The 25,020-nt window shown below is 33.7% G+C and carries 16 protein-coding genes; 7 read left to right on the forward strand and 9 right to left on the reverse strand.

The features are described from left to right. The 5 genes from FLACOL7796_RS18830 to FLACOL7796_RS18850 all read right to left on the reverse strand — a co-directional run. Positions 1–566 (reverse strand): hypothetical protein (locus FLACOL7796_RS18830; protein ID WP_173972308.1); only part of this gene is annotated, 566 nt, incomplete at its 3' end. 25 nt (positions 567–591) lie between these two features. Continuing rightward, positions 592–1,593 (reverse strand): helix-turn-helix domain-containing protein, encoded by a 1,002-nt coding sequence (locus FLACOL7796_RS18835; RefSeq protein WP_173972310.1) that lies wholly within the window; start codon positions 1,591–1,593, stop codon positions 592–594. A 5-nt stretch (positions 1,594–1,598) separates the two neighbouring features. Continuing rightward, positions 1,599–2,582 (reverse strand): helix-turn-helix transcriptional regulator, encoded by a 984-nt coding sequence (locus FLACOL7796_RS18840; protein ID WP_173972312.1) that lies wholly within the window; start codon positions 2,580–2,582, stop codon positions 1,599–1,601. Between the two features lie 443 nt (positions 2,583–3,025). Further along, the gene (locus FLACOL7796_RS18845; RefSeq protein ID WP_173972313.1) at positions 3,026–4,033 is read right to left on the reverse strand and encodes a helix-turn-helix domain-containing protein; all 1,008 of its coding nucleotides are present in this window, start codon (positions 4,031–4,033) and stop codon (positions 3,026–3,028) included. A gap of 9 nt (positions 4,034–4,042) precedes the next feature. Continuing rightward, entirely contained in the window at positions 4,043–5,023 is a 981-nt protein-coding gene (locus FLACOL7796_RS18850; protein WP_173972315.1) for a helix-turn-helix transcriptional regulator, read from the reverse strand. 466 nt (positions 5,024–5,489) lie between these two features. Between FLACOL7796_RS18850 and bglX the strand changes: the two genes are divergently transcribed. From bglX to FLACOL7796_RS18880, 6 genes are all read left to right on the forward strand, one after another. Then, positions 5,490–7,781, forward strand: coding sequence for a beta-glucosidase BglX (bglX, locus tag FLACOL7796_RS18855; protein WP_173972335.1), 2,292 nt, complete (start codon positions 5,490–5,492; stop codon positions 7,779–7,781). Positions 7,782–8,033: 252 nt separating this feature from the next. After that, a complete protein-coding gene (locus FLACOL7796_RS18860) occupies positions 8,034–12,185 on the forward strand; it encodes a two-component regulator propeller domain-containing protein (RefSeq protein WP_173972317.1) in 4,152 nt (1,383 codons plus the stop codon). Between the two features lie 432 nt (positions 12,186–12,617). Continuing rightward, positions 12,618–15,722, forward strand: coding sequence for a SusC/RagA family TonB-linked outer membrane protein (locus FLACOL7796_RS18865; protein WP_173972319.1), 3,105 nt, complete (start codon positions 12,618–12,620; stop codon positions 15,720–15,722). Positions 15,723–15,770: 48 nt separating this feature from the next. Next, positions 15,771–17,294, forward strand: coding sequence for a RagB/SusD family nutrient uptake outer membrane protein (locus tag FLACOL7796_RS18870; protein WP_173972321.1), 1,524 nt, complete (start codon positions 15,771–15,773; stop codon positions 17,292–17,294). An 8-nt stretch (positions 17,295–17,302) separates the two neighbouring features. Next, positions 17,303–18,406, forward strand: coding sequence for a hypothetical protein (locus FLACOL7796_RS18875; RefSeq protein ID WP_173972323.1), 1,104 nt, complete (start codon positions 17,303–17,305; stop codon positions 18,404–18,406). A gap of 129 nt (positions 18,407–18,535) precedes the next feature. Next, positions 18,536–19,927 (forward strand): endo-1,4-beta-xylanase, encoded by a 1,392-nt coding sequence (locus FLACOL7796_RS18880; protein ID WP_173972325.1) that lies wholly within the window; start codon positions 18,536–18,538, stop codon positions 19,925–19,927. Positions 19,928–20,079: 152 nt separating this feature from the next. Here FLACOL7796_RS18880 and FLACOL7796_RS18885 read toward each other — a convergent pair whose 3' ends face one another. From FLACOL7796_RS18885 to FLACOL7796_RS18900, 4 genes are all read right to left on the reverse strand, one after another. Then, positions 20,080–21,000, reverse strand: a complete 921-nt coding sequence (locus FLACOL7796_RS18885; protein ID WP_173972326.1) for a glycoside hydrolase family 16 protein — start codon at positions 20,998–21,000, stop codon at positions 20,080–20,082. 448 nt (positions 21,001–21,448) lie between these two features. Continuing rightward, complete coding sequence (locus FLACOL7796_RS18890) at positions 21,449–22,471, reverse strand: LLM class flavin-dependent oxidoreductase (RefSeq protein WP_173972328.1); 1,023 nt, start codon at positions 22,469–22,471, stop codon at positions 21,449–21,451. 175 nt (positions 22,472–22,646) lie between these two features. Continuing rightward, positions 22,647–23,336 (reverse strand): SIMPL domain-containing protein, encoded by a 690-nt coding sequence (locus FLACOL7796_RS18895; RefSeq protein ID WP_173972330.1) that lies wholly within the window; start codon positions 23,334–23,336, stop codon positions 22,647–22,649. Positions 23,337–23,389: 53 nt separating this feature from the next. Next, entirely contained in the window at positions 23,390–24,028 is a 639-nt protein-coding gene (locus tag FLACOL7796_RS18900; RefSeq protein WP_173972332.1) for a rhomboid family intramembrane serine protease, read from the reverse strand. A gap of 112 nt (positions 24,029–24,140) precedes the next feature. On the opposite strand from FLACOL7796_RS18900, the gene FLACOL7796_RS18905 reads away from it, so the two are divergent. Next, on the forward strand, positions 24,141–25,013 hold the full coding sequence (locus FLACOL7796_RS18905; protein WP_173972334.1) for a lysophospholipid acyltransferase family protein: 873 nt from the start codon (positions 24,141–24,143) through the stop codon (positions 25,011–25,013). Positions 25,014–25,020: the final 7 nt, after the last annotated feature.

Consider the following 25,020-nt stretch of genomic DNA (forward strand, 5'->3'; position numbering starts at 1 on the left):
AAATTAGCCAATACTTTATATGAAATACCACTGATGTAATAATCAAATAAAGAATCGTTTATTACTTTTTTCTCCAAGGAAAAAATCAGCATTAAACTTTTAATATCAATATAATCGTTATAAATTTTATCGTCACTTAGTTTTTTATTGAGATGCTGAGCATCCGGCATTTCTTTAATCAATTGCCGTATTACTTTTTTATCTACCAATAAGGTAAAACCAAAATTTCTTTCGTTGACTAAAGTTTCAGTTACTTTTTCCAGATGATTACTATAAATAGAAAAATCTTTTTTATGACCTAAATCTTCCTCTTTTAAAAGATTATAATTAAAAATGAAAAATTCTTCCTCTGTTTTAATCTTTACTATTCTTGTATTTTTCGAAAGCGTATAATCTTTATAAATGGCTGATATACCCGGCGTAACTTCGACAAAGTAAATATTTCCTACACCCAGATTTTCCGGAATAGTAATGATTTTATTGTCCTTCGCCTCTGAACCAATTTCTTGTGCCAGTTTTTGAAACCACTTTGGACTTAATGAATAAAAATGCTTAATATCTTTCATGTTTTCTAAATTGTTTTTTAAAAAATCAGTTTGTTTTACTTTTAAATACCTCTTTTGGCAAATGCCCATGATACTTTTTATATTGTAATGAAAAATAAGACGTTTTAAAATAATTCAACTCATACGCAACATCGCTAATCAACGAATATTTACCGCTTTCCAACAGTTCTTTTGCTAATCTCAATTTTTCATTTTTAAAAAAAGATGCCGGACTCATTCCAAATACATTTAGATATAAATTTTGAAATTTAGAAATAGACATATTTGCAATTTTAGACAAGGCTTTTACACCCGGAAAAGGTTTTAATACATCTGACAACAGATATTCCTGACTATTCATAATAGCAAGTAAATCTTTTTCTAAAAAAGCTCCCGCCTCAGGCATATCTGCATTTAATCTTTCTAATAAATAACCAAAGATTTTATACGTTATTCCTTTTAGCAGAAACTCGTAATTAGAATCGTGCATATTTTGACTTTTTAGCTGAAACAATTGCACATTGCTTCTGCTGTCGATATGCCCGTAATAAACCATTTTTCGTTTTTTGTCGTCAAATATATTTTTGAAATCCTTTTCTACAATCGAGTTTTTAAAATAACCCATAATATAGGATTTACGAATATACAATCGTAACGAAAATGCTCTCTCGCCCACAGAAGATACATAAGTACTTTTGGTACGACTGTCTACAATGGCAAATCCCAGCTTAGATGTATATCCTATTTTATGTTTTACATTGTCTACAAAATGCTTGTTAAAACCGTCGCTAATATCATAGTAAACGACCCAAAAATCTTCTTCGGATGGCATTCTTGTAAATCGCATTGGTTTTTTGAGCGTTAAATCGACAACAAATGCAGATATATCAGGCGAAATTTCTAAAAAATAACAAGATCCGCTAGCCGTATTTTCAGGAAAGCTGACGATTTTATTGTTGAATTTACATCCCAATTTATTCAGCGAATCTTCAAGCCATTTTGGCGATAAAGATGCTGAATGTTTAAATTCCGGTATTGATAAATCCATACTTTCTAAAAAAGACTTTGATATTTTTTTGGACAAATCCCGTACCTTTCATTGAATCGCTTTCCCAAATAAGAAACCGTAGAATAATTTAGTTGACGGGCCACTTCATTAACATTGTACTTGCCCGTTTCTAACATTTCCTTTGCCCTGTTTAATTTTATTTTATAAAAATAAGTTCCCGGGTTTAAACCTGAAATTTCGGTAAATAGTTTTTTAAATTTTGATGGTGACATACAAACCTGTTCGGCCAAATAATTAATGCCAGGAAAAGGCTCTTCTACAATATTTTTCAGAAGCTTTTTAGATTTAAGGATATTCTTTAAATCTTTTGATTTTTTTCTGTCGGATATATCTTTATGCGCTGTTACATGCTGCAGATAATTGCTTGTTAACTGATACACAAGTCCTTTAAAAAATATCTCATAAAGTGCATTATCATATCCTATTTTTCTAAAGTCGCTTATTAAAAACAAACTTTCAGGATCGATCCTGTCTAAACGAATAACAGCATTTTTTTCAGCATTAAGAAATATATTATTTAGCGAAAGTTTTTTATCAATCTGATGCAGTTTTTTCGAAAGAATATCTTTATCAAACAAAATGCAAATAGCAAATATTCTGGTTCCCTTTTGAAAACCATAATGCATATCTACATCACTATCCACTATAGACAGATTGTAATTTAATTCTCCAACCACTGTTGTATTTCCATTCAACACAAAATCGATGTCCTGATCTGTCAGATAAAAATACAACCCCATAAAGTTGCTGTTCTCGTTACGGTATTTTACTAAAATATCCTGTTTATAGGTCTTATCAGATAAGATAGCGGTAATACCATCCTCGACAGGTAAAACGCATTGCGTGCCTTCGTAAATGTCATTATCGCCTTTAACAAAGTTACCTTCTACTGAACCTCCCATTGTCTGTGCAAATAACTCTAACCAACTACGCGAAGTATTGTAATTATGTTCTATAACTGTTTTCATAAAAAGGTCAATTTAAAATCATTTAAATAGTCAACTTCTTTTTTAATAACAGTAAGTTTTAAAGCTTTTCATTTGAGCAAACAGCTCACAATTGAAATTAAACTTTTTATAACCAGTTTATCATAAATACCATTTTAATTTATTTTTAATTATCAGCAATCGTGTAGTACAAAATCGTTCAATATTTTTTTTGTGGTATTATAATTCTGATTTTTCTTATATACAAAACTGTTATATCAAAATCGAGTACTTAGTAAAACGAAATCACGTAACGTTTCACCTATAGTACTGTGCAAAAATAAGATAGCCTCCTGTTTATGAAGTACCAAACAGAATCATAAAAACAACACAAAAAGTTATTTGTCTTAAAAAGAATACATTCGCTATGACTTTCAATTTCTAAAAAAAAATCAGTCGTGCAGAGAAATTAGGGCATTTTAGTTTTATATTTCCTGATGGGATGATTTTAGAACCGTATGAGGCAAAACACCAAAATACTCTTTGTAAATAGTAGAAAAATAGGCCGTTTTGTGATAACCCAACTCAAAAGCCACATCACTAATTAATTTAAAATCACCACTTTCTAATAATTCTTTGGCCAGCAGCAGTTTTTCATTTTTAAAAAATAATGACGGACTTGTACCAAAAATAACATTATACAAATTTCTGTACTTTGTAGCAGACATATTAGCAATATTGGCCAGAAACTCTATTCCTGGAAAAGGAATTAAAAGATTAGATAATAATTGTTCCTGACTTAACAAGACTGCCTCAATGTCTTTTTCAAGATGGTTACTACTTGTAGGCATGCTGGTATTTAATCTTTCTATTAAATAGCCAAGCAAATTATATGCGGCGGCTTTTAATAAAAGTCCATAATTTGCACTATCAATATGCTCTTGTTTTAAATTATGAAGGATGATTTTACTCCTGCTGTCTATGCGGCCATAAAAGAACATTTTTTTCTTTTTATCATCAAAAACATCTTTAAAATCAGTTTCGAATTCGTTATGATTAAAAAACGTTTTGAGATACGATTTACGAATAAACAATCTTATTGTAAAAGCCCTTTCTCCTACTGTAGACACATACGTGCTGCTAATATTATCATCAACAATGGCAAAATTCAGCTTTGATTTATAGCCTATTTTATGATTAACATTGTTGATAATATGCTTACTATAACTGTCGCTTAAATCGTAATAGATAATCCAAAAATCTTCATCAGAAGGAAGTCGTGTAAATCGAACAGATGTATTAACAACAGAATCGATGACGAGAACAGAAACATCAGGAGAAATCTCTGTAAAATAGCCCGTTCCTGACGCAAGTTCATCAGGAAAATATATTTTTTCGCCAACCAGCCTAAAGTCTATTTCGTCAACAAATTTTTGAAGCCATTCTGGGCTTAGGGTATATATGTGTCTAAATTCGTCAGGAAATTTATTCATAAAAATGTTTTATAAAAAACTTTGATACTCTTTTGGAAAAATTCCATACTTATTATTAAACCGTTTGGCCAGATAAGAAATGTTCGTATAATTAAGTTTATCCGCAACTTCACTTACCGTAAGTCCGCCCGTTTCCAGTAGTTCTTTTGCACGCTGTAATTTATTGCTGTAAAAAAAAGCTCCGGGACTTAATCCGGTAATTTTTGTGAACAGTTTTTTATATTTAGAAGCAGACATAAAAGCCTGATGGGATAAAAACTCAACTCCGGGAAATACCTCATCTACATTTTCTAATAAATACACTTTAGAAGCCAGAATACTTTTTACATCATCTTCTATTACTTTACTTATAATGATTTTTTGTGTTAGTAACCTTTCTAGAAAATGCCCTATTAAATTATACGAAAGAGCTCGAAAATACAATTCAAACAATGAATTATCGTACGGAATCTTTTTAAAATCACGTATTAAATCGATACTTTCAATTCCCATTCTTCCCATACTAATAATGGTATTCTTTTCTTCATCAAAAATATCTTTAGAAGCTAATTTTAGTCTGGGTATTTTTTCGACAAATTCCTGCAAAAGCTCCTTATCAATAAAAATGCAGATCACATAAACTTCAGTTCCCTGAGTAACCGCATATCGGGTATCCAGAGCACCATCAATAACAATCAAATTACAATCTGTTTTTCCTAATATGGTAGATTCATTATCTAATATAAAATTTACATCTTTATCTGTAAGATAAAAATACAAGCCTATGAAATTATTCTTCTTATTAATATATTCAAGCAACAAATTATCCCTGTAGGATATATCGATAACTATTCCCCAAATTCTTTCCTCCATTTCTAAAATGTAATGTCTACCGCAGTATATTTCATTATCTGCTATAAGAAAATTACCTTCTATGGTTCCGCCTAATGTATTTACAAGTACATCAATCCATTTGGTTTCAGCAGAATAGAAATGTTGAATAACTTTCATAATGAATGATATTTACTATAAAAGTAACGATTTTTAAGTTAAACTAAAATGTTAATCCCACGAAAAAACCGACATAATAATTTAACGTACAACGAACTATAGAAAATAAAACATTGAAAACTGCAATTCCCTTATAAAATACCCTACAACACAAGATGGATCGCGTCTTCATTTCAAGACGAAAAACCAAAATCAAATAGTCAGGTCTCAAATATCCCGCGTATCTGTACAAAAGAACCCCTGCCCCATTCGCTCAAATGTGGCAAATACATCATTTGTATTATATAATGCTTCAAATTTACTATTCTAATAATTACAGTAAAACTACATTTACACTCTTAATTTTTTACTGATTCTACACTATTAAATACAAAAAATTATATTATCAAAAAATAAGTCATCTAAAAAAAGATAATATCCTTATATCTGTTTCAACAACCTCTACTATAAAACCTAAAATCACATGATGAAAAAACAAATTAAAAAATATGCCTTTTTAATGCTGATTGTTCTGGCAAACGGACATGCTCAAACAAAAAAACATATGGATACTAAAAAACCAATCGAAGATCGAATTTCGCTTTTGATGAAAGAGATGACATTAGAAGAAAAGGTAGGACAAATGAATCAATACAATGGTTTTTGGGATGTGACCGGACCGGCTCCAAAAGGCGGAAGTGCCGAATTAAAATACGAACATTTACGAAAAGGACTTGTAGGATCAATGCTTACGGTGCGAGGTGTAAAAGAAGTTCGCGCCGTACAGAAAATTGCTGTAGAAGAAACCCGTTTGGGAATTCCGCTAATTATTGGTTTTGACGTTATTCATGGTTATAAAACCTTAAGCCCAATTCCGTTGGCAGAAGCGGCAAGTTGGGATTTAGAAGCAATTAAAAAATCGGCGGCAATTGCGGCTGATGAAGCTTCTGCATCTGGTATTAACTGGACTTTTGCACCCAATGTCGATATTACAAATGATGCACGTTGGGGCCGCGTGATGGAAGGCGCCGGCGAAGATCCTTATTTGGGAAGTAAAATAGGTTACGCAAGAATAAAAGGTTTTCAGGGAGAAACTATTGCCGATCTGGCGAAAGTAAATACAATTGCAGCTTGCGCAAAACACTTTGCAGCGTACGGTTTTGTTGAGGCAGGATTAGAATATAATATGGTAGATATCAGTAATTCTAAATTATACAATTCAGTTTTTCCTCCTTTTGAAGCCACGGTACAAGCCGGAGTTCGTACGTTTATGAATTCGTTTAATACATTAAACGGTGTTCCTGCAACAGGAAATGCATTTTTACAAAGAGATATTTTAAAAGGAAAATGGAAGTTTGACGGATTTGTAGTCTCAGATTATGCTTCGATTCGCGAAATGATTGCCCACGGTTATGCCAAAGATGAAGCCGATGCAACCGCAAAAGCGGTAATTGCAGGTTCTGATATGGATATGGAATCGTATCTGTATGTGGCAAAATTAGTTGCGCTGGTAAAAGAAGGAAAAGTAAAAGAAGCCCTAATTGATGATGCGGTGCGCAGAATTTTGCGCGTAAAATTTGAACTGGGTTTATTTGATGATCCTTACAGATATTGTGACGAAAAGCGCGAAAAAGAAGTTGTGGGAAGCAAAGCCAATAATGACGGTGTTCTTGACATGGCGAAGAAATCGATTGTATTGTTGAAGAATGATAAAGGTTTGCTTCCGCTAAAGAAATCCGGACAAAAAATTGCATTGATTGGTGCTTTGGCAAATGATAAAAACAGCCCGCTTGGAAGCTGGAGAATTGCAGCCGAAGACAATACTGCCGTTTCGGTTTTAGAAGGAATGCAACAATACAAAGGCAATCAGCTTACTTTTGAAAAAGGTGCAGATTTGCTTTCGCAGAAAGCTACTTTCCTGACAGAAACAGTTTTTAATACAACAGACAAAAGTGGTTTTGAAGCCGCAAAAACAGCTGCAAAAAATGCCGATGTTGTAGTAATGGTTTTGGGTGAATACGGTTTTCAGAGCGGAGAAGCCAGAAGCAGAACCGATCTGAATTTACCTGGAATTCAACAGGAATTATTAGAAGAAATTTATAAAGTAAATCCAAATGTGGTTTTGGTTTTAAACAATGGTCGTCCGTTGACTATTCCGTGGGCTGCTCAAAATGTTCCTGCAATTGTTGAAGCGTGGCAATTAGGAACCCAAACCGGAAATGCAGTTGCACAGGTTTTATACGGAGATTATAATCCGAGTGGTAAATTACCAATCTCTTTCCCTAGAAACGTTGGACAAGTACCTATCTATTACAACAAATACAGTACGGGAAGACCAATTGATAGTGACAAAAATGTATTTTGGTCGCATTATATGGACGTAGAAAAAACGCCTCAGTTTCCTTTTGGTTACGGATTAAGTTATACTTCTTTCGAATATAAAAATCTTAAATTAAATAAAACTGCTTTTGCAAAAGGAGAAAAAATTCAAGTGAGCGTTGACGTTACAAACACAGGAAATTTCGACGGAAAAGAAGTTGTTCAATTGTACATAAATGATCCTGTGGCAAGTATAGTACGACCTGTTAAAGAATTAAAAGGCTTTGAACTTACAGCATTAAAAAAAGGAGAAACAAAAACAATTCAGTTTACATTAACGGATGAATCACTTGGTTTTTACGACAATAACGGCAAATTTTTGGTAGAACCGGGCGTATTTAATGTTATGGTAGGCTGGAATTCTAACGATGGACTTACAAGCAAGTTTGAACTAAAATAAAAGCTAAAGGATTCTAAATCAAAAAAACTATCCCGAATAGTCTATTTTTTTTACAACTTTACAGCCTGAGTACGATTATCCCTTTCGAGGTTCTTAATCGAACTCAGGTTTTTGGCAATATGGTATATTTAGATAAAAAAGTAAATTATTCTATATTCGTTTTATTAATATTGTTTTCTATATGCTTAAAAAGAATCGGTTTCTAAAATTTCACTTTCATATAAAGTTGATCAACATAATGTTAAAATCTAAATGAAAAATATTAAATACTTTTTTGTATGCTATTTTATAATGATCAACTGCCTGTTTTCTCAGGGCAAGTTTGATACTTATCAGTTTAGAAGCATACAGGAAACAACTACAAAAAGAGCGATTTCGTCTATTATTCAGGACAACAATGGCTTTATGTGGATTGGTACAAACGGCGCAGGTTTGTACCGATATGATGGTGTAAATTATTATGGCTACAAATACGATAAAAAATCCGGTTCATTAAACAGCAATTTTATATACGCCACTTTTATAGATTCTAATAACAACTTATGGATTGGTACCGATGAGGGTTTGTGCCTGTACAATAGAGATTTAGATAATTTTACTAAAATTAATATCGAAGATGTTATTAGAAAAGGATACGATGAACCCATTACAATAAAAACCATTATTCAGGATAATAACGGCAATTTAATTTTAGGGGCATACGGTTTCGGATTATTCAAATTAAATATAAAAACCTTAAAAGCGTCATTAGTTCAGGCCAAAGTATTAGAAAAACCCAACTTTCTAATAAAATCTTCGGTAAAAAATAAACAGGGAATTATTTATCTAGGCACCAGTTACGGCCTTTTAGAAATCGATCTGAACGGAAAAGTAAAACAGGTTTACAAAGACAAATTCAACAGAGAACCTTTGCTCGATGATATCGAAAATCTTGTAATAGATAAATTTGGTTATTTATGGCTGGGCACGACTGAAAATGGCCTTATCAAAATTAAACCGGAAACCGATAACTATCAATTTGAAAATTTTTTCATTACCAAAAACAAAATCCTGTCGATCGTAACCAGTCTGGACTATATAGTTTGCGGTACCGAAAATGACGGATTACTGGTTGTAAATTACAAAGGACAAGTATTGCAAAAATACCTGCATAGTAAGTACAATAATTTCAGTTTAAAATCGAATTCGGTTTGGTCATTATACGAAGACAAAGAAAAGCGTCTCTGGCTAGGGTATTTTAATAAAGGACTTGGCGTTTTTGATAAACCCAACAACAAGTTCAATTCGCTTGAATCACTTGTAAACAATGATAATTCTTTACAAACCAGTTATGTAACATCGGTTATAAAAGATAATAAAGGCAATTTATTAATTAGTAATGAAGGCGGCGGACTTGATATTTATAATCTCGTAAACAAAAGCTATATACACGTAAACAAAAACAATCAGAATTATTATTCGGGTTTAGATGCGGTTGATATTCAAACTATATTTATAGACAGCAAACAAAATATCTGGATAGGAAGCTGGGATCGCGGTATTTACTTTCTAAAAAACGGAACAACGCGATTTGTAAACTACAATACAGCCAATACAACCGGATTAAAATCGAACCGAATTTTTACTTTTTCAGAAGATTCGAATGGCCGAATCTGGATTGGTACTTTTATAAAAGGATTGCATTATTTTGATAATAAAACCAACACATTTATCCATTGCGACGCTAAACCTTTTAAAGATCACGCGCTGGATAATGCCTTTATTCGTAAAGTTTTTGTAGACTCAGATGATGTTTTATGGGTTGGTACAATCTTAGGATTATATCAGGTAAGTTTAAAAGACAATTCCGGTTTTAAAGTAACAAAAATGCGCGACGCGATGTTCAACGATAAAACCAAATACAACAGTATTCAGACTATTTTATCGATTTATGAATCTAATGACAAAACCATATGGATAGGTACAGATGGCGAAGGATTATTTAATTATAATAAAAAAACCAAAAGCTTTGTCAACTATAATGATTTTCCGGGTTTTAAAGAAAAATCGGTTCGTGCGATCATTTCAGACAACAATGGTTCTCTATGGATAAGCGGCGGATCGGGATTGACAAAGCTTGATTTTAAAAATAAAAAAAGCACCAATTTTAATAAAGATGATGGTCTGGTTGATAACGATTTTAATAATAATGCTGTCTTTAAAGATGGAAACGGAGAATTGTATTTTGGCAGTTACGAAGGCGTAAATTATTTTAATCCAAACGAGATCAAAAAAGCAGAAAAAGCACCAAGATTGTACTTTAGTGATTTTAAATTGTTCAATCGATCTGTAAAGCCCAATGAGGATGCATCACCTTTGACCAAAGTAATTTCTGAAACAAAAGAAATTAGCCTGAACTATACCCAATCGGTTTTTACGATTGAATATGTAGGTATTAACTATAATTATTCCAAGAAAAACCAATATGCTTATTACCTTGAAGGTTTCGAAAAAGATTGGAATTACGTAGGAAACAACAGAACCGCGACTTATACCAATCTTGCGCCCGGTAATTATGTTTTTAAAGTTAAATCTGCCAATGCCGATGGTTCCTGGAGTGATGTTCAGTTAGAATTAAAAATTGAAATACTTCCGCCGTGGTGGAAAACCATTTGGGCTTATCTGGCCTATTCTTCTATTTTAGTTTTCCTGCTTATCTATTTTAATAAAATGTATCAAAATCGATTTAAAGCAGGACAAGCCATCATTTTAGAGAAAGAAAAAACCATTCAGTTAGAGAAATTAAACAATAAGAAATTACAGTTTTTCACCAATATTTCGCATGAATTCAGAACGCCATTAACGCTGATTATCAATCCGCTGGAAGATATTCTAAAAAGCAGAAATCTATCTCCGGAAGTGCACAATAAATTGAAAATCGTACACAAAAGTTCCGACAGACTTTCGAGGTTAATAAACGAGCTTATGGATTTTAATAAATTAGAATTCAACAAAATTTTCCTTCAAGCCAAAAAAATTGAAGTTGTCGCTTTTACGCAAAGCATTATCAGCTATTTTAATGAAGAAGCTGCCGCCAGAAATATTACAATTAATTTTGAATCATCGGTTGAAGAGCTCGAAGATTGGTTAGATCCAAAAATGCTGGAAAAAATACTTTTTAATATTATTTCGAATGCCTTTAAATTCACGCCGGATAATGGCGCTATTACCGTTTCGATAGATCAATCTGATGCAGAAAATGGATTAATCATTAACGGAAACAAAGTTCCTTCGTTCTCGATAACCATTACAGATACAGGCTCAGGAATTCGCAAAAAAGATTTAAACCGAATTTTTGACCGCTTTTATCAGGTCAATAATGTTAATAAAGATTATTACGGCAGCACCGGAATTGGCCTCGAGGTTGTAAAAGAATTTACAGAACTGCACAAAGGAAAAATTAATGTTGAAAGCGAAGTTGGTCAAGGCACTAAATTTACCGTGACATTTCCGTTAGGCAAATCTTTTTATAAGAAAAGCGAAATCGTTGATGAAGTTTTTAAAATAGAAAAAAACAAAAATCTGGCAACAATTGAAGCCGCTCCTATTCAGCCAACTGAAGATGAAGCCGAAAATCAATACGATGAAGAAACTGTAGTAGAAAAGGTAAAACCATACACCGTTTTAATCGTTGAAGATAATCCTGAATTAAGAAATTATTTAAAAGAAGAACTCAGCAAATCCTATAAAGTTATTGTAGCCGAAAACGGTAAAAAAGGCTATGAACTTGCTGTACAAAAATTACCGGATTTAATCATTACTGATGTTATCATGCCGGTTATGGACGGATTGCAACTGTGTAAAAACATAAAAGCAGATTTAAAAACAAGTCATATTCCGTTATTAATGCTTTCGGCGAAAGCCATGGTAAAAGACCGATTAGAAGGTATTGATTCCGGTGCTGATATATATTTGAGCAAACCATTTGAACTGGATATTTTAAAATCAAGTCTGGCGCAGCTTATTACCAGCCGCCAAATCATGTTTAAGAAGTTTTACAGCGGTATTACAAAAGACGGCAAAGAAAAAACAACTTCGCTGGACAATGATTTCATTCAGAAAATCCTGCATTTTATCAATGAAAACATTAGCGAACCTGAATTAACTGTAGAACTTTTATCTTCTAAAATTTTCCTGAGCAGAAGTCAGTTGTACCGAAAAATTAAAACATTAACCGGAGTTTCTGTCAATGAGTTTATTCGAAATGTACGATTAGAAAAAGCAAAACAATTGATCGAAAAAGGAAATAATAACATTAATGAAATTAGTTATAAAGTAGGCTTTACGTCTCCCTCCTATTTTGCAAAATGTTATAAAATTAAATACGGACATTTGCCTACGCACGAAAAAAGAGCAAAAGAATAAAGCAATCACTTTACTATAAAATTCAATTACAAAGAGCTTCGATTTTAAAGTCGGAGCTCTTTTTTTGTCAGACAATTTTTTCAAAAGAAGCCATTTTTAAGTCCCAATAAAAATCCATTTATCAAAAATATTATCGTTTTTTTTAAACAAACAATATTTTTTAACTAAAAATTTTAGCAATACCTCAGCAGCTCTTTTCTTCGTTTTAGTCTCTTTTTTAGCTATTTCGGGGTATCAGATGTTCCTTTTGCATCATCTGTTGCACAATATGCTTCATCTATTCTACAATAGGACACCTCTACATTCTACTTTCGTTAAGAAATATTTAAGAAAAAGTTCTTGCGTCATTTTTTCGAATGATGCGCTTGCAAAAGACCTTCAAAATAAATGTTTGCCAACTAATTATTTAACTTAAACTCTAAACCAAATTTTATGCAGAAAAGAACGTTAAAAAAACTATTGTGTTTAATAGTATGCATGTGGGGAAATTTTTTCTTTGCACAAACTGTTAAAGGTAAAGTAACATCAGGAGGAGCCAGCCTGCCGGGTGTTAGCGTAATAGTACAAGGAACAAAAAACACAACAATTACCGATTTTGATGGTAGTTTTGTTTTAAACAATGTAGAGGCCAAAGCTAATTTACTTTTTACTTACGTAGGATACAAAAATTTAATACTGCCTGCCGATACCAAATCTGTTATGCAGGTGGTTATGGTTAATGATCTTGAAAAACTAAACGAAGTAGTTGTAATAGGATACGGAACTTCAAAAAGAAAAGATATAAATGGTGCAGTTTCTTCTATTAAGGCTTCTGAAATTCAGGACAAACCTTTTGTTTCTATCGATCAGGCACTTGTAGGTAAAGCTGCAGGTGTAAACGTTACTCAAAATTCAGGGACACCAGGAGGAGGAATCTCTGTACAAATTCGTGGAATTACTTCTATCAATGGTAACGAACCATTATATGTTATTGACGGAACACCGGTTTTTGCCGATAAAAACAACGACTCATTTTCGTTCAGTGCATTAGGCGGTGGAAACGGTCAAACTAAGAACTCAGCTTTGTCTGGTATCAACATTTCAGATATCGAAACTATTGATATCTTAAAAGATGCATCGGCAACAGCAATTTATGGTGCGAATGGTGCAAATGGAGTTGTCTTGATTACTACTAAAAAAGGAAAAAAAGGAAAATCGAAATTTACTTATGAAACCTACATGGCGACTCAGCAGGTAAGCAATACTGTAGATGTTTTAAACTTACCTGAATATGCTAAATATCAGGCGAAAATTTTCAAATTAAATGGTGAGCCAGTTCCGTTTCAATATCAAAGACCTGATTTATTAGGCAACGGAACCAACTGGCAGGACGAGCTTTTTAGAACTGCTACATTGTACAATCATCAATTGTCATTCTCTGGCGAAAAAGACGGAACACGTTATTATACCTCTTTAAATTATTTTGATCAGGAAGGAATTGTTTCCAACTCTAATTTCGACAGATTATCAATGCGTTTAAATGTAGATTCTAATGTAAAATCATGGCTGAAAATTGGTAACAACCTATCTGTAAGCAAATCATCGCAACAAGTAGTGAGAAACGACGACAGAGGTGGTTTGGTAATGAATGCTTTAAGACAATCTCCTGAATTACCGGTTAGAACTCCTGATGGTTCTTATGCAGGACCAACAAGCGGTTTAGGATCTTCGGCAAACGAAGCTACAAACCCAATTGCTTTGGCTGAATACAATAATTCGACCACAGAAAGATTTAAAATCAACGGTAATTTATTTGCTGATTTTACGATCATCAAAGGATTGGTTTTCAGATCAGAATTAGGATATGACTTAAACTTTGCTAAAAGCAGCACTTTTGTACCCAAATACACTTTAGGAAACGTATCTGAACTTTTAAACAAATCATTCAAACAACAAGATCAAAGTTATTACTGGAACATCAAAAACTACCTGACGTATAACAAAACAATCAACGAGAAACACAATTTTACTCTTTTATTGGGTCAGGAAGCACAAGAAAGCCGCTATGAGTATTTAAGCGGTTACAGAACGGGTGAATTTTTAAATAAAAATTTTACCAACTTAAATATTGGTGATATCGATACTGCAGTAAACGGAAACGGTTCTGGCAGATGGTCTATGGCATCTTATATTACGAGATTAAATTACAGCTTTTCAGATCGTTATTCTTTCAGCGCTTCTTTAAGAGCAGATGCTTCGTCAAACTTTGGTCCTAATAACAAATGGGGTTATTTCCCATCGTTTTCAGGAGGTTGGACGGTTAGTAACGAAAAATTCTTTGAGCCTTTAACAAAGAATATCAATTACCTGAAGTTTAGAGCTGGTTACGGTCTTGTAGGAAACCAAAATATTCCTGCCAACAGATACCAAACTATTCTATCGTTGCTTTCTTCTCCTTTTGGAGGTGTATCGCCAACCATCGATAACTTAGGGAATCCGGATATCAAATGGGAATCGCTAAAATCATTCAACACTGGTTTTGAAATAGCGATGCTGAACAACAGAGTAAAATTAGATTTTGATTATTACATTAAAAATTCATCTGATTTCTTAACTAAACAAATCAATGACGAATCGAACCAAAGTGCGCTTAATTATTACCTGAATACGGGTGAAATCGTAACGAAAGGAATTGAACTTACGTTGAATACAAGAAATATTGTAACTGAAAATTTTTCATGGGACAGTACCATTATTTTTTCAAAGTATAATAATGAACTTACTCGTTTTCAAGGCGAAGGAAAATCGTTATTAGGAAAAGTACAATTTGATTTGTACAACGTGACCAGGACTACAGAAGGACAACCGGTAGGACAATTTTACGGATACGTAACTGATGGATTGTTTAAAAATGCAGCAGAGTTAGCAGCAGGACCTAAGCAGGAAGTAGGAACAGGAATTGGAGATATTCGTTTTAAAGATCTTAACGGCGATGGAAAAATTGATGCTAAAGATCAGACAGCTATAGGAGACGCTATTCCTGATTTTACGTATGCTTTTACCAACAACTTTAAATACAAAAACTTCAGTTTATCTGTAGTGTTAACAGGAAGTCAGGGCAACCAGATTTACAACTTTACACGTCATTATACAGACGGAATTTATCCTGGATTTGGAGACCGATTTGGAAATGTTAGTACTGAGGTATCAAAAGCTTTTGAAGCTGGAGTAAATGAAAATACAACCGTACCAAGAATCACGCTTAATGATCCTAATGGTAACGGAAGAATCTCGAATAGATTCGTTGAAGATGGTTCTTATTTAAGAATTCAAAACGTTTCTTTAAGCTACGATTTACCTAGCACAATCTTCGAAAACTCCTTTATATCTAAAGTTAGATTGTACGTGAATGTTCAAAACCTATACACTTTTACGAAATATTCAGGGTTTGATCCGGCATTAGGAAACTTAGATCAAAACATCACATTAAGCGGTATTGATTTAGGTCGTTATCCTGTACCAAGAACAACTTCTATAGGATTGAATCTGGAATTCTAAAATTTATAAAAACACATTTAACTTAATCGTTAACATAAAAAAATAGTTATGAAAAAACTTTTTAAACTTTTTATGATGGGAATGCTGATACCATTGCTGTCTTTATTTTCCTGTTCGGATGATTTTTTGGATGCGCCATCTGAAAATCAATTAACACCAGCCGATTTACCCGAAGGAGTTACCGCTTTTGACGGAATCGCGGAGAGTTTGTATTTTAAACCGTGGTTTACTTTTAATGATAAATTTTTAATTGCCGTAGGAGATATGTACGCCGGAAACGCTTTTACGTTTGATGGTGCTTACTCCCAATTTAAAGATGCTCAGGTAACCTCACAAAACCCAATCCTTACAGAAGGATATGTTTCGTTATTTTCGGTTATTGATCAGTCGAACAATTTAATGAGTTTAGTCGAAGCAAGAAAAAGCGAATTGCCAGAAGCATCGTATAAAAATGCTATTGCTATATCACGATTCATGAGAGCTAATGCTTATTTTTATTTGGTAAGAAGTTTTGGTGCGGTGCCTATTATCAGCAAAGCGGGTTCTGCAGCACAGCCAAAAAGAAATCTTGTTTCAGACGTTTATAAATTCATCAAACAAGATTTAGAATTTGCGGTCGAAAACTTACCTGAAAGATCCGTAAAAAAAGGCTACGTTACTAAATATGTAGCTATGGGTATTCTTGCAAAAGTGCATTTAACGCTAAATGAATATGCAGAATGTGCCACTTTAACCCAAAAAATTATCGGTAACCAATATACCTTAATTCAGGAATACGGAAACTTATTTAGCAGTCCGGAGAATAACAACAGCGCAGAAAGTATGTTTGCACTGCAATGGAAAGCTATTGCTACAGAATGGGGAACTCAAAACACCAATCAGGCTTATATTGTTCCCGGAAGTACCGGAATTACAGGTGGTGGTGACGGATGGGGAGTTTACCTGCCTTCTATCTCACTTCAAGACGGCTTTGAACCAAAAGACATCAGAAAAAAGAGCACTATCATGACCGATGGTGATTTTTATCCTGAATTATTAAAAAACCAAGGTGGTTTCAGATACAAGAAAATATACTCTTCTACAGCGGCTAATTTCAGAAAATACATTGTAGGATCTGCAGCAGAAAGAAACGATGTATTTTTTATGAGAACCTCACAAAACACCATTATACTAAGATATTCTGATATTTTATTAATGAATGCCGAAGCCATTATGGCCGGAGCCAATTCTACCACCTCCCCTGCTGCTTTAAGTTCTTTTAATGAAGTAAGATTAAGAGCTGGATTACCCGTTAAAACCGTATTAACAAGAGACGAATTATTTAACGAAAGAAGAATTGAGTTTGCACTTGAAGGACAATATTTCTTTGATTTAAAACGTCGCGGTCTTGCTGAAGCAACAGCCATTATTTCGCAACAGGAAGTTGGTTTTTATTCCGATGATGCCAGAACAGAATTGGTTTCGATCAAAATAACTCCGGGAAGTCATTATTTTGAATTGCCTTTGCCGCAATCTGCTATTGATACTAACCCATCATTATTAGAACCTCCTGTTCCTTTTAACTTTAATTAACTCATACTATGATCAATAAAATAAAATATAGAATTCTAATTCTTTTTGCATTAGCTGCTTTTACAGCTTGCCAAAATGACGATGCAGTTACTGCAAATGTAGATGCAATGGTTGCCGAACCGGGAGATTTACTCAATCAGGCCTTTCCGTTAAACAAAGTCAGAGTTGAAGGTCAGGGTTTGGAAGGACTAAAAAAGATTACGCTCGACAATAAAATCGACATTGGTTTTAATACCAACTACAATTCAAATAAAGCGTTTATTTTCACCATTCCGTTTGATGAAAAACTGGGTAGTAGATTTGGAGTACAGCCTATTACGTTTACAACGGCAAATGGTTCTGTAACTAAAAACATCGAGATTCTACAGCCCGTTCCTACCATCACAAAAACAACTCCGGCTGTTGCTACTCCGGGATTTCCGTTAGAGATTGAAGGTACGTGGTTTTATAATATTTCATCGATAACCTTAGGAGGAAAATCAATAAGTTATACAGTAAAATCTTCGTCTTCAATTATTATAGGACTGCCGTCAAATGCAGTTTCCGGATCAGAACTGGCTATTACTACTCCTGGAGGAACAGCCAAAAAAACAATCGATTTTGCAACAATTGTACTTGTATCTGATTTTGACGGAAATGGTGCTAGAAAAGAATGGTTCCCTTATGGTGATGTGGCTTCTTTTGATCCCAATACTGCTGGCGGACCAACAGGTAATTATGCAACATTTACATGGTCTGGTTCAACTACAAATGGTTATAACGGAAGCAGCGCCGGAGGAGGAAGCAGTTTCTTAAGCGCCACTAATACAGATGCTAAAAGAGCGTATATCGATATTGATATTAGTGCGAATGTTGTAGGCGCGCAGTTTGCCATTCAGCTAAATACCATTAACAATATCAACTACGCTTATAATTTTAAAGTTACAGATGTGAACTGGACAACCAAAACCATCTCAATAGCCGATTTTAAAGAAGATTATGGTTATGGAAGTAATACAGCAGTTGGATTGGATGTTTCTAAAATAAATGAAATTAAAATTGGTGTTATTCAAAATGATACTCCAAATCCAAGTGTAATAAAATTCGATAATATTAAAATTCGCTACCAATAAAAAAGGTTTTTGAATTTCATTTTTTAAACATAAAAAGAGGCTGTGATCAAAAGCAGTCTCTTTATCAAACAGAAATTATAAATAAGAGTGTTTTTTTTAGCAAAGAAATATTCGATAATAAAAAACAGTATGAAAATTAGATTTTTACTAATGCTGGCCAGTGTCGTATTTTTTATAAATGCTTGTTCTAAAGACGACAACGAAGCTGTTGCAGCTTTAGAAGCGCCAATTGCAAATGCTCCAAAAGACGTAAACGATCACGGTTTTAGAGCAAAATGGAATTATGTTTCGAATTCTAAAAGTTATCTTTTGGATGTTTCGACCACCGAAAACTTCACCTCTTTTGTTCCCAATTATAATGCAAAACCTGTTACAGATTTAAATGAAGTTGTAGCAGGTTTAAACGGAGGTACTCAGTATTACTACCGCGTGAGAGCCAAATCAGAAACCGAAATTTCAGGCTATTCGAATGTTATTAGCGTGGTAACTACGGGTTCAAGTAATATCCCTGAAGATCCTACTTTTTTGAAGGTAAAGGCCAATAAACTAGCCAATCCGTTTTTTATAGGAATGGCTGTCAAAGCATCTCAATTAACCAGCGGAAGCGCTTACGATATCATTTTGAAAAATGAATTTAGCAGTATTTCTGCCGAATATGAAATGAAAATGGATCAGATTTCTACTGCAAGCGGAGTGTATAACTGGACTGTGGCAGATAAAATTGTAGCGTACGGAAACGCTAATACTATCAATGTTCACGGTCATGCTTTGGTGTGGCACAATTCTGTACCGGCTTGGTTAAAGAATTATTCCGGAACCGATGCCGAATTTGCTGCAGAAGTTAAAAAGTACATTACAGATGTCGTTACTCATTATGCCGGAAAAATAAAATCATGGGATGTAGTGAATGAAGCTGTAGACGATAATGGCGGAAACATGAGAAACACAATCTTTCTTCAACGAATGGGACCAAACTATGTAAAAGACTGTTTTCAGTGGGCAAGAAATGCTGCAAATGCTGCTGGTGATACCTCATTATTATTGTTTTATAATGATTATGCAACCTCAACAAATATTCCAAAACAAGACAAAGTTTTTAGTTTAATGGATGACTTAAAAGCAAGCAAATTAATTGATGGAATTGGTTTTCAAATGCACAATACGTACTTAAGTCCTACGAAAGCTCAATTAGAAACTGATCTTAACAGAGCTGTAACAAAAGGATTGAAAATTCACGTTTCAGAATTAGATATTCAGGTAAATCCATCAAATGATATTTCGACGTTTACCAACGAAAGAAGATTGGCTCAAAAAGAAAAATACAAGGAAATCGTCAAAATTTATAATGCGCTTCCGGCAGCAAATAAATATGCGTTAACCGTTTGGGGAATGAAAGATAATGAATCCTGGATTCCGTTTAGCACAGAACTGAATCACCCAGGAAATGACTGGCCTTTATTGTACGATTCAAATTTCGCCATCAAAAGCTCTCATACCGGATTTCTTGAAGGTTTAGATTAAATCTTAAAATAGTCTTTAAGTAAGACCATTTGCATAAATATATCATGAACACGAATTACACAAATTAGCACAAATTAAAAAAGGTATTAAATTCGTTTGTGAAATTAATTTCACAAACGAATTAGTGTTAATTTGTATAATTCGTGTTTATATTAAATCGGTCTTTTATAAACCGTAACATCATCTACCCACATCATTACAGTTGAAAACAAGTTTATTTTATTAGGATCGATAAAACTCGAATCTTTTGAACCTACATTCACATTAAAAATAATAGAATGCGGTCCGAAATTATTTAAATTAAGATTAGAAACACTACTATTCGTATACGTTGCCACCGTTATATCATCCACCTTTATGGTTACGGTAACGACATTGTCTTTCATCTTCCAAAAAGATTCATACAAATGCCAGCCATTGTTTCCGTCAACATTAAAATTAGCCGGATAATTTCTCTCAGCTGAATTTCCTAATAAATTATTTCCAACAGAAGTTCCGTAAAAAATATTCGAAGTAAAACGACTAGAATTAGGTGCAAACGAATAACCTTCCATAATATCGATTTCTCCTTTTGTTGGCCATCCATTGCCTTGTACAGACCAGAAAGCCGGCCATGCACCATAAGTATCCTTAAACGATTTATAAGTTCCGCCATCCATCGTTATTAATTTTATATTAGCCGAAAGCATATATTCGGTATTATTTTCTGGTTTAAATTGATAATTAGAAGTAATAAAACCAGACTGATATTTATACGTACTTAATTTTGTAGTCTTGATTTCTAAGCATTGCTTTCCGTCTCGCCATTGTGTGGTAGGCACTGAACTGTAATAATCACAATACCAGGAATTGTAATCCGCGCGTTGTTCTTTTGTCCATTGCGACAAATTTGAACCTACATCAAATGTATCTTCAAATTGTTTCACCCAGGGCGCACCGGCAACTTTGTTTGTACTGCCTTTTGCAATTGCAGCTTCTGATTGATTTTCTGTTACTGCAGCAGGATTATCTGAGCAAGAAGTAAAGCCAACTGTGCAGCTCAATAATAAAGAGGTTAAAATTAATTTTTTCATAAATTTTCTTTTAAAGGTTAATTTGTGGTTATAGTAAAGTATTAAATTCAAGCCCTTTACAGATTCTGAAAAGTACTGTTGCCATTTAAGTTCAGCTTTAAAACAAATAAAACTAAAACACTAAATATCAACACATAACACATTCAGAAACAGTAAAATGCTTTTTATAAAATTAAACTAATCTTAAAAATCAAAATGCCATATATGAAGCAATTAATAGAACGGATGGTGTATTCAGTAACTAAATCGTAAATTCTGAATAACATAAATTGAAAAAATAAAAAAGGGGGGTATATTCTAAAAATACACAGAGAACTTTATCAGGAAGAAAAAACTAATCTGTAAAAAAATATCTAATTAAGATGTAAATAGGAAGAACACTTAAAATAGAAAAAAGCCCCTTAATTAAAAAATTAAGAGGCTTAGTTGTATTTATTTTCAAAAAAAATTAACGCCATCCCAGTTCTGGTGCAATGTATTTAAGTATCGATGACAATATGTGTACATTGTAGTCAACGCCTAAAGTATTTGGTATGGTGAGTAACAAAGTATCAGCTTCCTGAATCGCTTCGTCCTGAGCCAGTTCTGCGATGAGTTTTTCCGGCTCAGCGGCATAACTTTTTCCGAAAATTGCTCGTTTATCAGCTTCTATGTTACCAAAACTATCCTGACCTCTGCCCTGATTTCCAAAGTAATATTTGTCCTGATCGTTGACCAATGCAAAAATTGAACGGCTTACAGAAACTCTGGGTTCACGCTCATGTCCGGCTTTTTTCCAGGCTTCCTTATATAATCTTATCTGTTCTGCTTGTTGAATATGAAAAGGCTTGCCGTTTTCATCATACTTCAGCGTAGAACTTTGCAAATGCATACCATTTTCGGCCGCCCAAATTGCAGTAGCGTTGGATGCCGCTCCCCACCAGATACGTTCCCGTAATCCTTCAGAATGAGGTTCAAGTCGCAATAAACCTGGCGGATTTGGAAACATCGGATACGGATTTGGCTCAGCAAATCCTTCCCCTTTAAGCTTATCCAAAAACTCTAAAGCTTTTTTACGCCCCATATCGGCATCTGTTTCCCCTTCTGCAGGTTCGTAACCAAAAGCGCGCCAACCGTCAATTACTTGTTCCGGCGATCCCCTGCTGATACCCAATTGTAAACGTCCTCCCGAAATTAAGTCTGCTGCACCGGCATCTTCTACCATATACAAAGGATTTTCGTAACGCATATCGATTACTCCCGTTCCAATCTCTATTTTGCTTGTTTTAGCACCAATAGCAGAAAGTAAAGGAAAAGGCGATGCTAATTGTTGTGCAAAATGATGCACTCGAAAATAAGCACCATCTATACCTATTTCCTCAGCAGCAACGGCCAGATCAATAGATTGAAGAAGAGTATCGCCTGCAGTACGAGCCTGATAAGAAGGATGATTGGTCCAGTGGCCAAACGATAAAAATCCTATTTTTTTCATAGATCGTATTGTTATTATTCAGTATCTCAAATATACGCATCATTATTGAGTGCATTAGCAAACTTTATATAGAAAGTATTTATTGTTTGATCTCAAAAAATAGCAGTATAAAAAAAATCCAAATCCCAGTTTTTAAGTTGGAATTTGGATTTTCAAAATTGAAATTTATATTTTATTATTCTAAAACAAAACTTACACTAACATTTGCTGTAACTTCGATTTCTCCAATTGCTAAAGTTTCATTTGAAGCTCCTGCTGAATCCATTGCCATAGATTTCATAGCAGCATACATTGGTTGTGGACGGTAAACCTGAGTATTATCAGAGATCGTATACGCTTTACCCACTTTTTGACCTAAAACTGAAACATAATCTTCCGCTTTTAATTTAGCTTCTTTCATCGCCAATTTACGAGCTTCAGATTCTAACTGAACTAATTTAGAAGTTTCAAAAGAAACTCTGTCGATACGGTTAATTCCTTGTTGAACCAAACCATCCATTAAGTCATCGTATTTTGATAAATCTTTTAAAACAATTTCTACTGTTTGAGTAGCATTATAGCTTGTTTTCTTTTTATCGTAATCGTATTGCGGATTAAGTGCTACTTGCTTTGTTTTGTAATCTGCAGCAGGCACATTCATTTTTTTGATGAATTTTAAAACTGCATCGATTTTCTCGTCATTTTGCTTTTTGACATCTTTAGCATTATTCCCTTTTGTTTCAACAGTTGCCGAAATACAAACCTGATCAGGTGCTACTTTTACTTTTCCTTCCCCGTTTACATTAATTTGAGGGATTTGTTTAGTTTCTTGAGCGTAAGACATAGTCATAAACATGATTGTTAAAAATAATACTACTTTCTTCATTTTTGTTATATTTTAAGTTATTTGATAGTGGAATTTCAAAAGTTGTGCCAATATTATAATTTTCCCAATTTTGCCATTACAAAAAGTATAAAAATAGGAATTGCCAATAGAATTACCATTAAACTATGGTCAACAATTAGTGAAGGTTCTTTTATCAAAGTAATCAAATAACCGCCTATAGCACCTCCAAAATGCGCCGTGTGTCCAATGTTATCATTTTTGGCCTTCATTCCGTAAATCGAATACAATAAATATAAAATTCCGAATAAATATGCCGGCATTGGTATGACAAAGAAAATTCCAAGCATCATATCAGGTTGCAACAATATCGCAGAATACAAAACTCCGGTTACCGCGCCCGAAGCGCCAACGGCTCTGTAACTATAATCGTTTTTATGAAACAACATGGTCAGCAGACTTCCAAAAATTAAGCTTCCGAAGTAAATTAAAACAAAAGAAAAAGTTCCCATCAAATGTATTACTACAGGTGCAAAAAAATACAGCGTAAGCATATTAAACGCCAGGTGCATAATATCGGCGTGTAAAAATCCAGATGAAAGCATTCTGATTTGTTCGCCGGAACGAATACTTCCTACATGAAATTCGTATTTTCTAAAAAAAGCAAGATCATTAAAACCTTTGTAACTAATTACAGCATTAGCCACTATAATCGCTATTAAAATGGTGTTCATAAAAAACATTTATTGTGAATTGTAAATATAGTCATTCTTAAACATATGTTAGTCCCCAACCAAAATATCAACGGATATTCATTTTTACTTTATATTTGTAAAAAAATATTACATGCAATTTCTTGTTTATATACTAGCCTATCCTTTGCTATGGCTTATCTCTATACTTCCGTTTCGAATATTTTACTGGTTATCAGATTTTGTCTGTTTTATCATATACCGAATTGTAGGTTATCGCAGAAAAGTAGTTCGTGAAAACCTGACGCTTACTTTGCCACATTTAAACAAAAGTGAACTAAAAGTTATCGAAAAGAAATTTTATCACCATATGTGTGATATGTTTATGGAAACGATTAAAACAATGAGCATTTCTCCTGAAGAAATGAACAAAAGATTTCGCGTTACCAATCTTGATCTTGTAAACGAATATGCAAAAAAAGGAAAAAGTGTAATTCTGGTAGCTTCGCATTATGCAAGTTACGAATGGCTTTTGACGATTAATCCTAAAATTGATTTTAAAGGAATTGCCGTTTACAAAAGAGTGGCCAACCCTTATTTTGATAAACTGGTTCGAAAAATACGTTCTAAGTATGACACTGAATTGGTAGAAACAAGAAAAGCGATCCCGACGATGGCACAAAACCAACGTGACGGAATATTGAGTATGTACGGTTTAGCAAGTGATCAGTCGCCTAAAATAGACCGAATTTTTCATTCGATGAAATTTATGGGCGTTGAAGTTCCTGTGCATACCGGAGCCGAAATGCTGGCTAAAAAATACGACTTAAGTGTGATTTTTGTAAAAGTAAAAAAAGTAGCAAGAGGTTATTACGAAGCAACTTTTGTATCTATTGCAGATAATCCGCATGACTATCCTAATTTTGATATTACAGAGAAATATTTACGAGAAGTAGAAAAACAAATTTACGAAGCTCCTGAATTTTATTTATGGACGCATAAAAGATGGAAACATAGGGTTAAATAATAATTTC

It is taken from the genome of Flavobacterium bizetiae (assembly GCF_902804475.1).
In the GTDB taxonomy this organism is placed as follows: Bacteria; Bacteroidota; Bacteroidia; order Flavobacteriales; family Flavobacteriaceae; genus Flavobacterium; species Flavobacterium bizetiae.

Excerpts from the sequence above, each read along its gene's own strand:
- FLACOL7796_RS18835 (WP_173972310.1), bottom strand. The coding sequence starts at position 1,593 with ATGGATTTATCAATACCGGAATTTAAACATTCAGCATCTTTATCGCCA.
- FLACOL7796_RS18840 (WP_173972312.1), bottom strand. The coding sequence starts at position 2,582 with ATGAAAACAGTTATAGAACATAATTACAATACTTCGCGTAGTTGGTTA.
- FLACOL7796_RS18845 (WP_173972313.1), bottom strand. The coding sequence starts at position 4,033 with ATGAATAAATTTCCTGACGAATTTAGACACATATATACCCTAAGCCCA.
- FLACOL7796_RS18850 (WP_173972315.1), bottom strand. The coding sequence starts at position 5,023 with ATGAAAGTTATTCAACATTTCTATTCTGCTGAAACCAAATGGATTGAT.
- bglX (WP_173972335.1), top strand. The coding sequence starts at position 5,490 with ATGAAAAAACAAATTAAAAAATATGCCTTTTTAATGCTGATTGTTCTG.
- FLACOL7796_RS18860 (WP_173972317.1), top strand. The coding sequence starts at position 8,034 with ATGAAAAATATTAAATACTTTTTTGTATGCTATTTTATAATGATCAAC.
- FLACOL7796_RS18865 (WP_173972319.1), top strand. The coding sequence starts at position 12,618 with ATGCAGAAAAGAACGTTAAAAAAACTATTGTGTTTAATAGTATGCATG.
- FLACOL7796_RS18870 (WP_173972321.1), top strand. The coding sequence starts at position 15,771 with ATGAAAAAACTTTTTAAACTTTTTATGATGGGAATGCTGATACCATTG.
- FLACOL7796_RS18875 (WP_173972323.1), top strand. The coding sequence starts at position 17,303 with ATGATCAATAAAATAAAATATAGAATTCTAATTCTTTTTGCATTAGCT.
- FLACOL7796_RS18880 (WP_173972325.1), top strand. The coding sequence starts at position 18,536 with ATGAAAATTAGATTTTTACTAATGCTGGCCAGTGTCGTATTTTTTATA.
- FLACOL7796_RS18885 (WP_173972326.1), bottom strand. The coding sequence starts at position 21,000 with ATGAAAAAATTAATTTTAACCTCTTTATTATTGAGCTGCACAGTTGGC.
- FLACOL7796_RS18890 (WP_173972328.1), bottom strand. The coding sequence starts at position 22,471 with ATGAAAAAAATAGGATTTTTATCGTTTGGCCACTGGACCAATCATCCT.
- FLACOL7796_RS18895 (WP_173972330.1), bottom strand. The coding sequence starts at position 23,336 with ATGAAGAAAGTAGTATTATTTTTAACAATCATGTTTATGACTATGTCT.
- FLACOL7796_RS18900 (WP_173972332.1), bottom strand. The coding sequence starts at position 24,028 with ATGAACACCATTTTAATAGCGATTATAGTGGCTAATGCTGTAATTAGT.
- FLACOL7796_RS18905 (WP_173972334.1), top strand. The coding sequence starts at position 24,141 with ATGCAATTTCTTGTTTATATACTAGCCTATCCTTTGCTATGGCTTATC.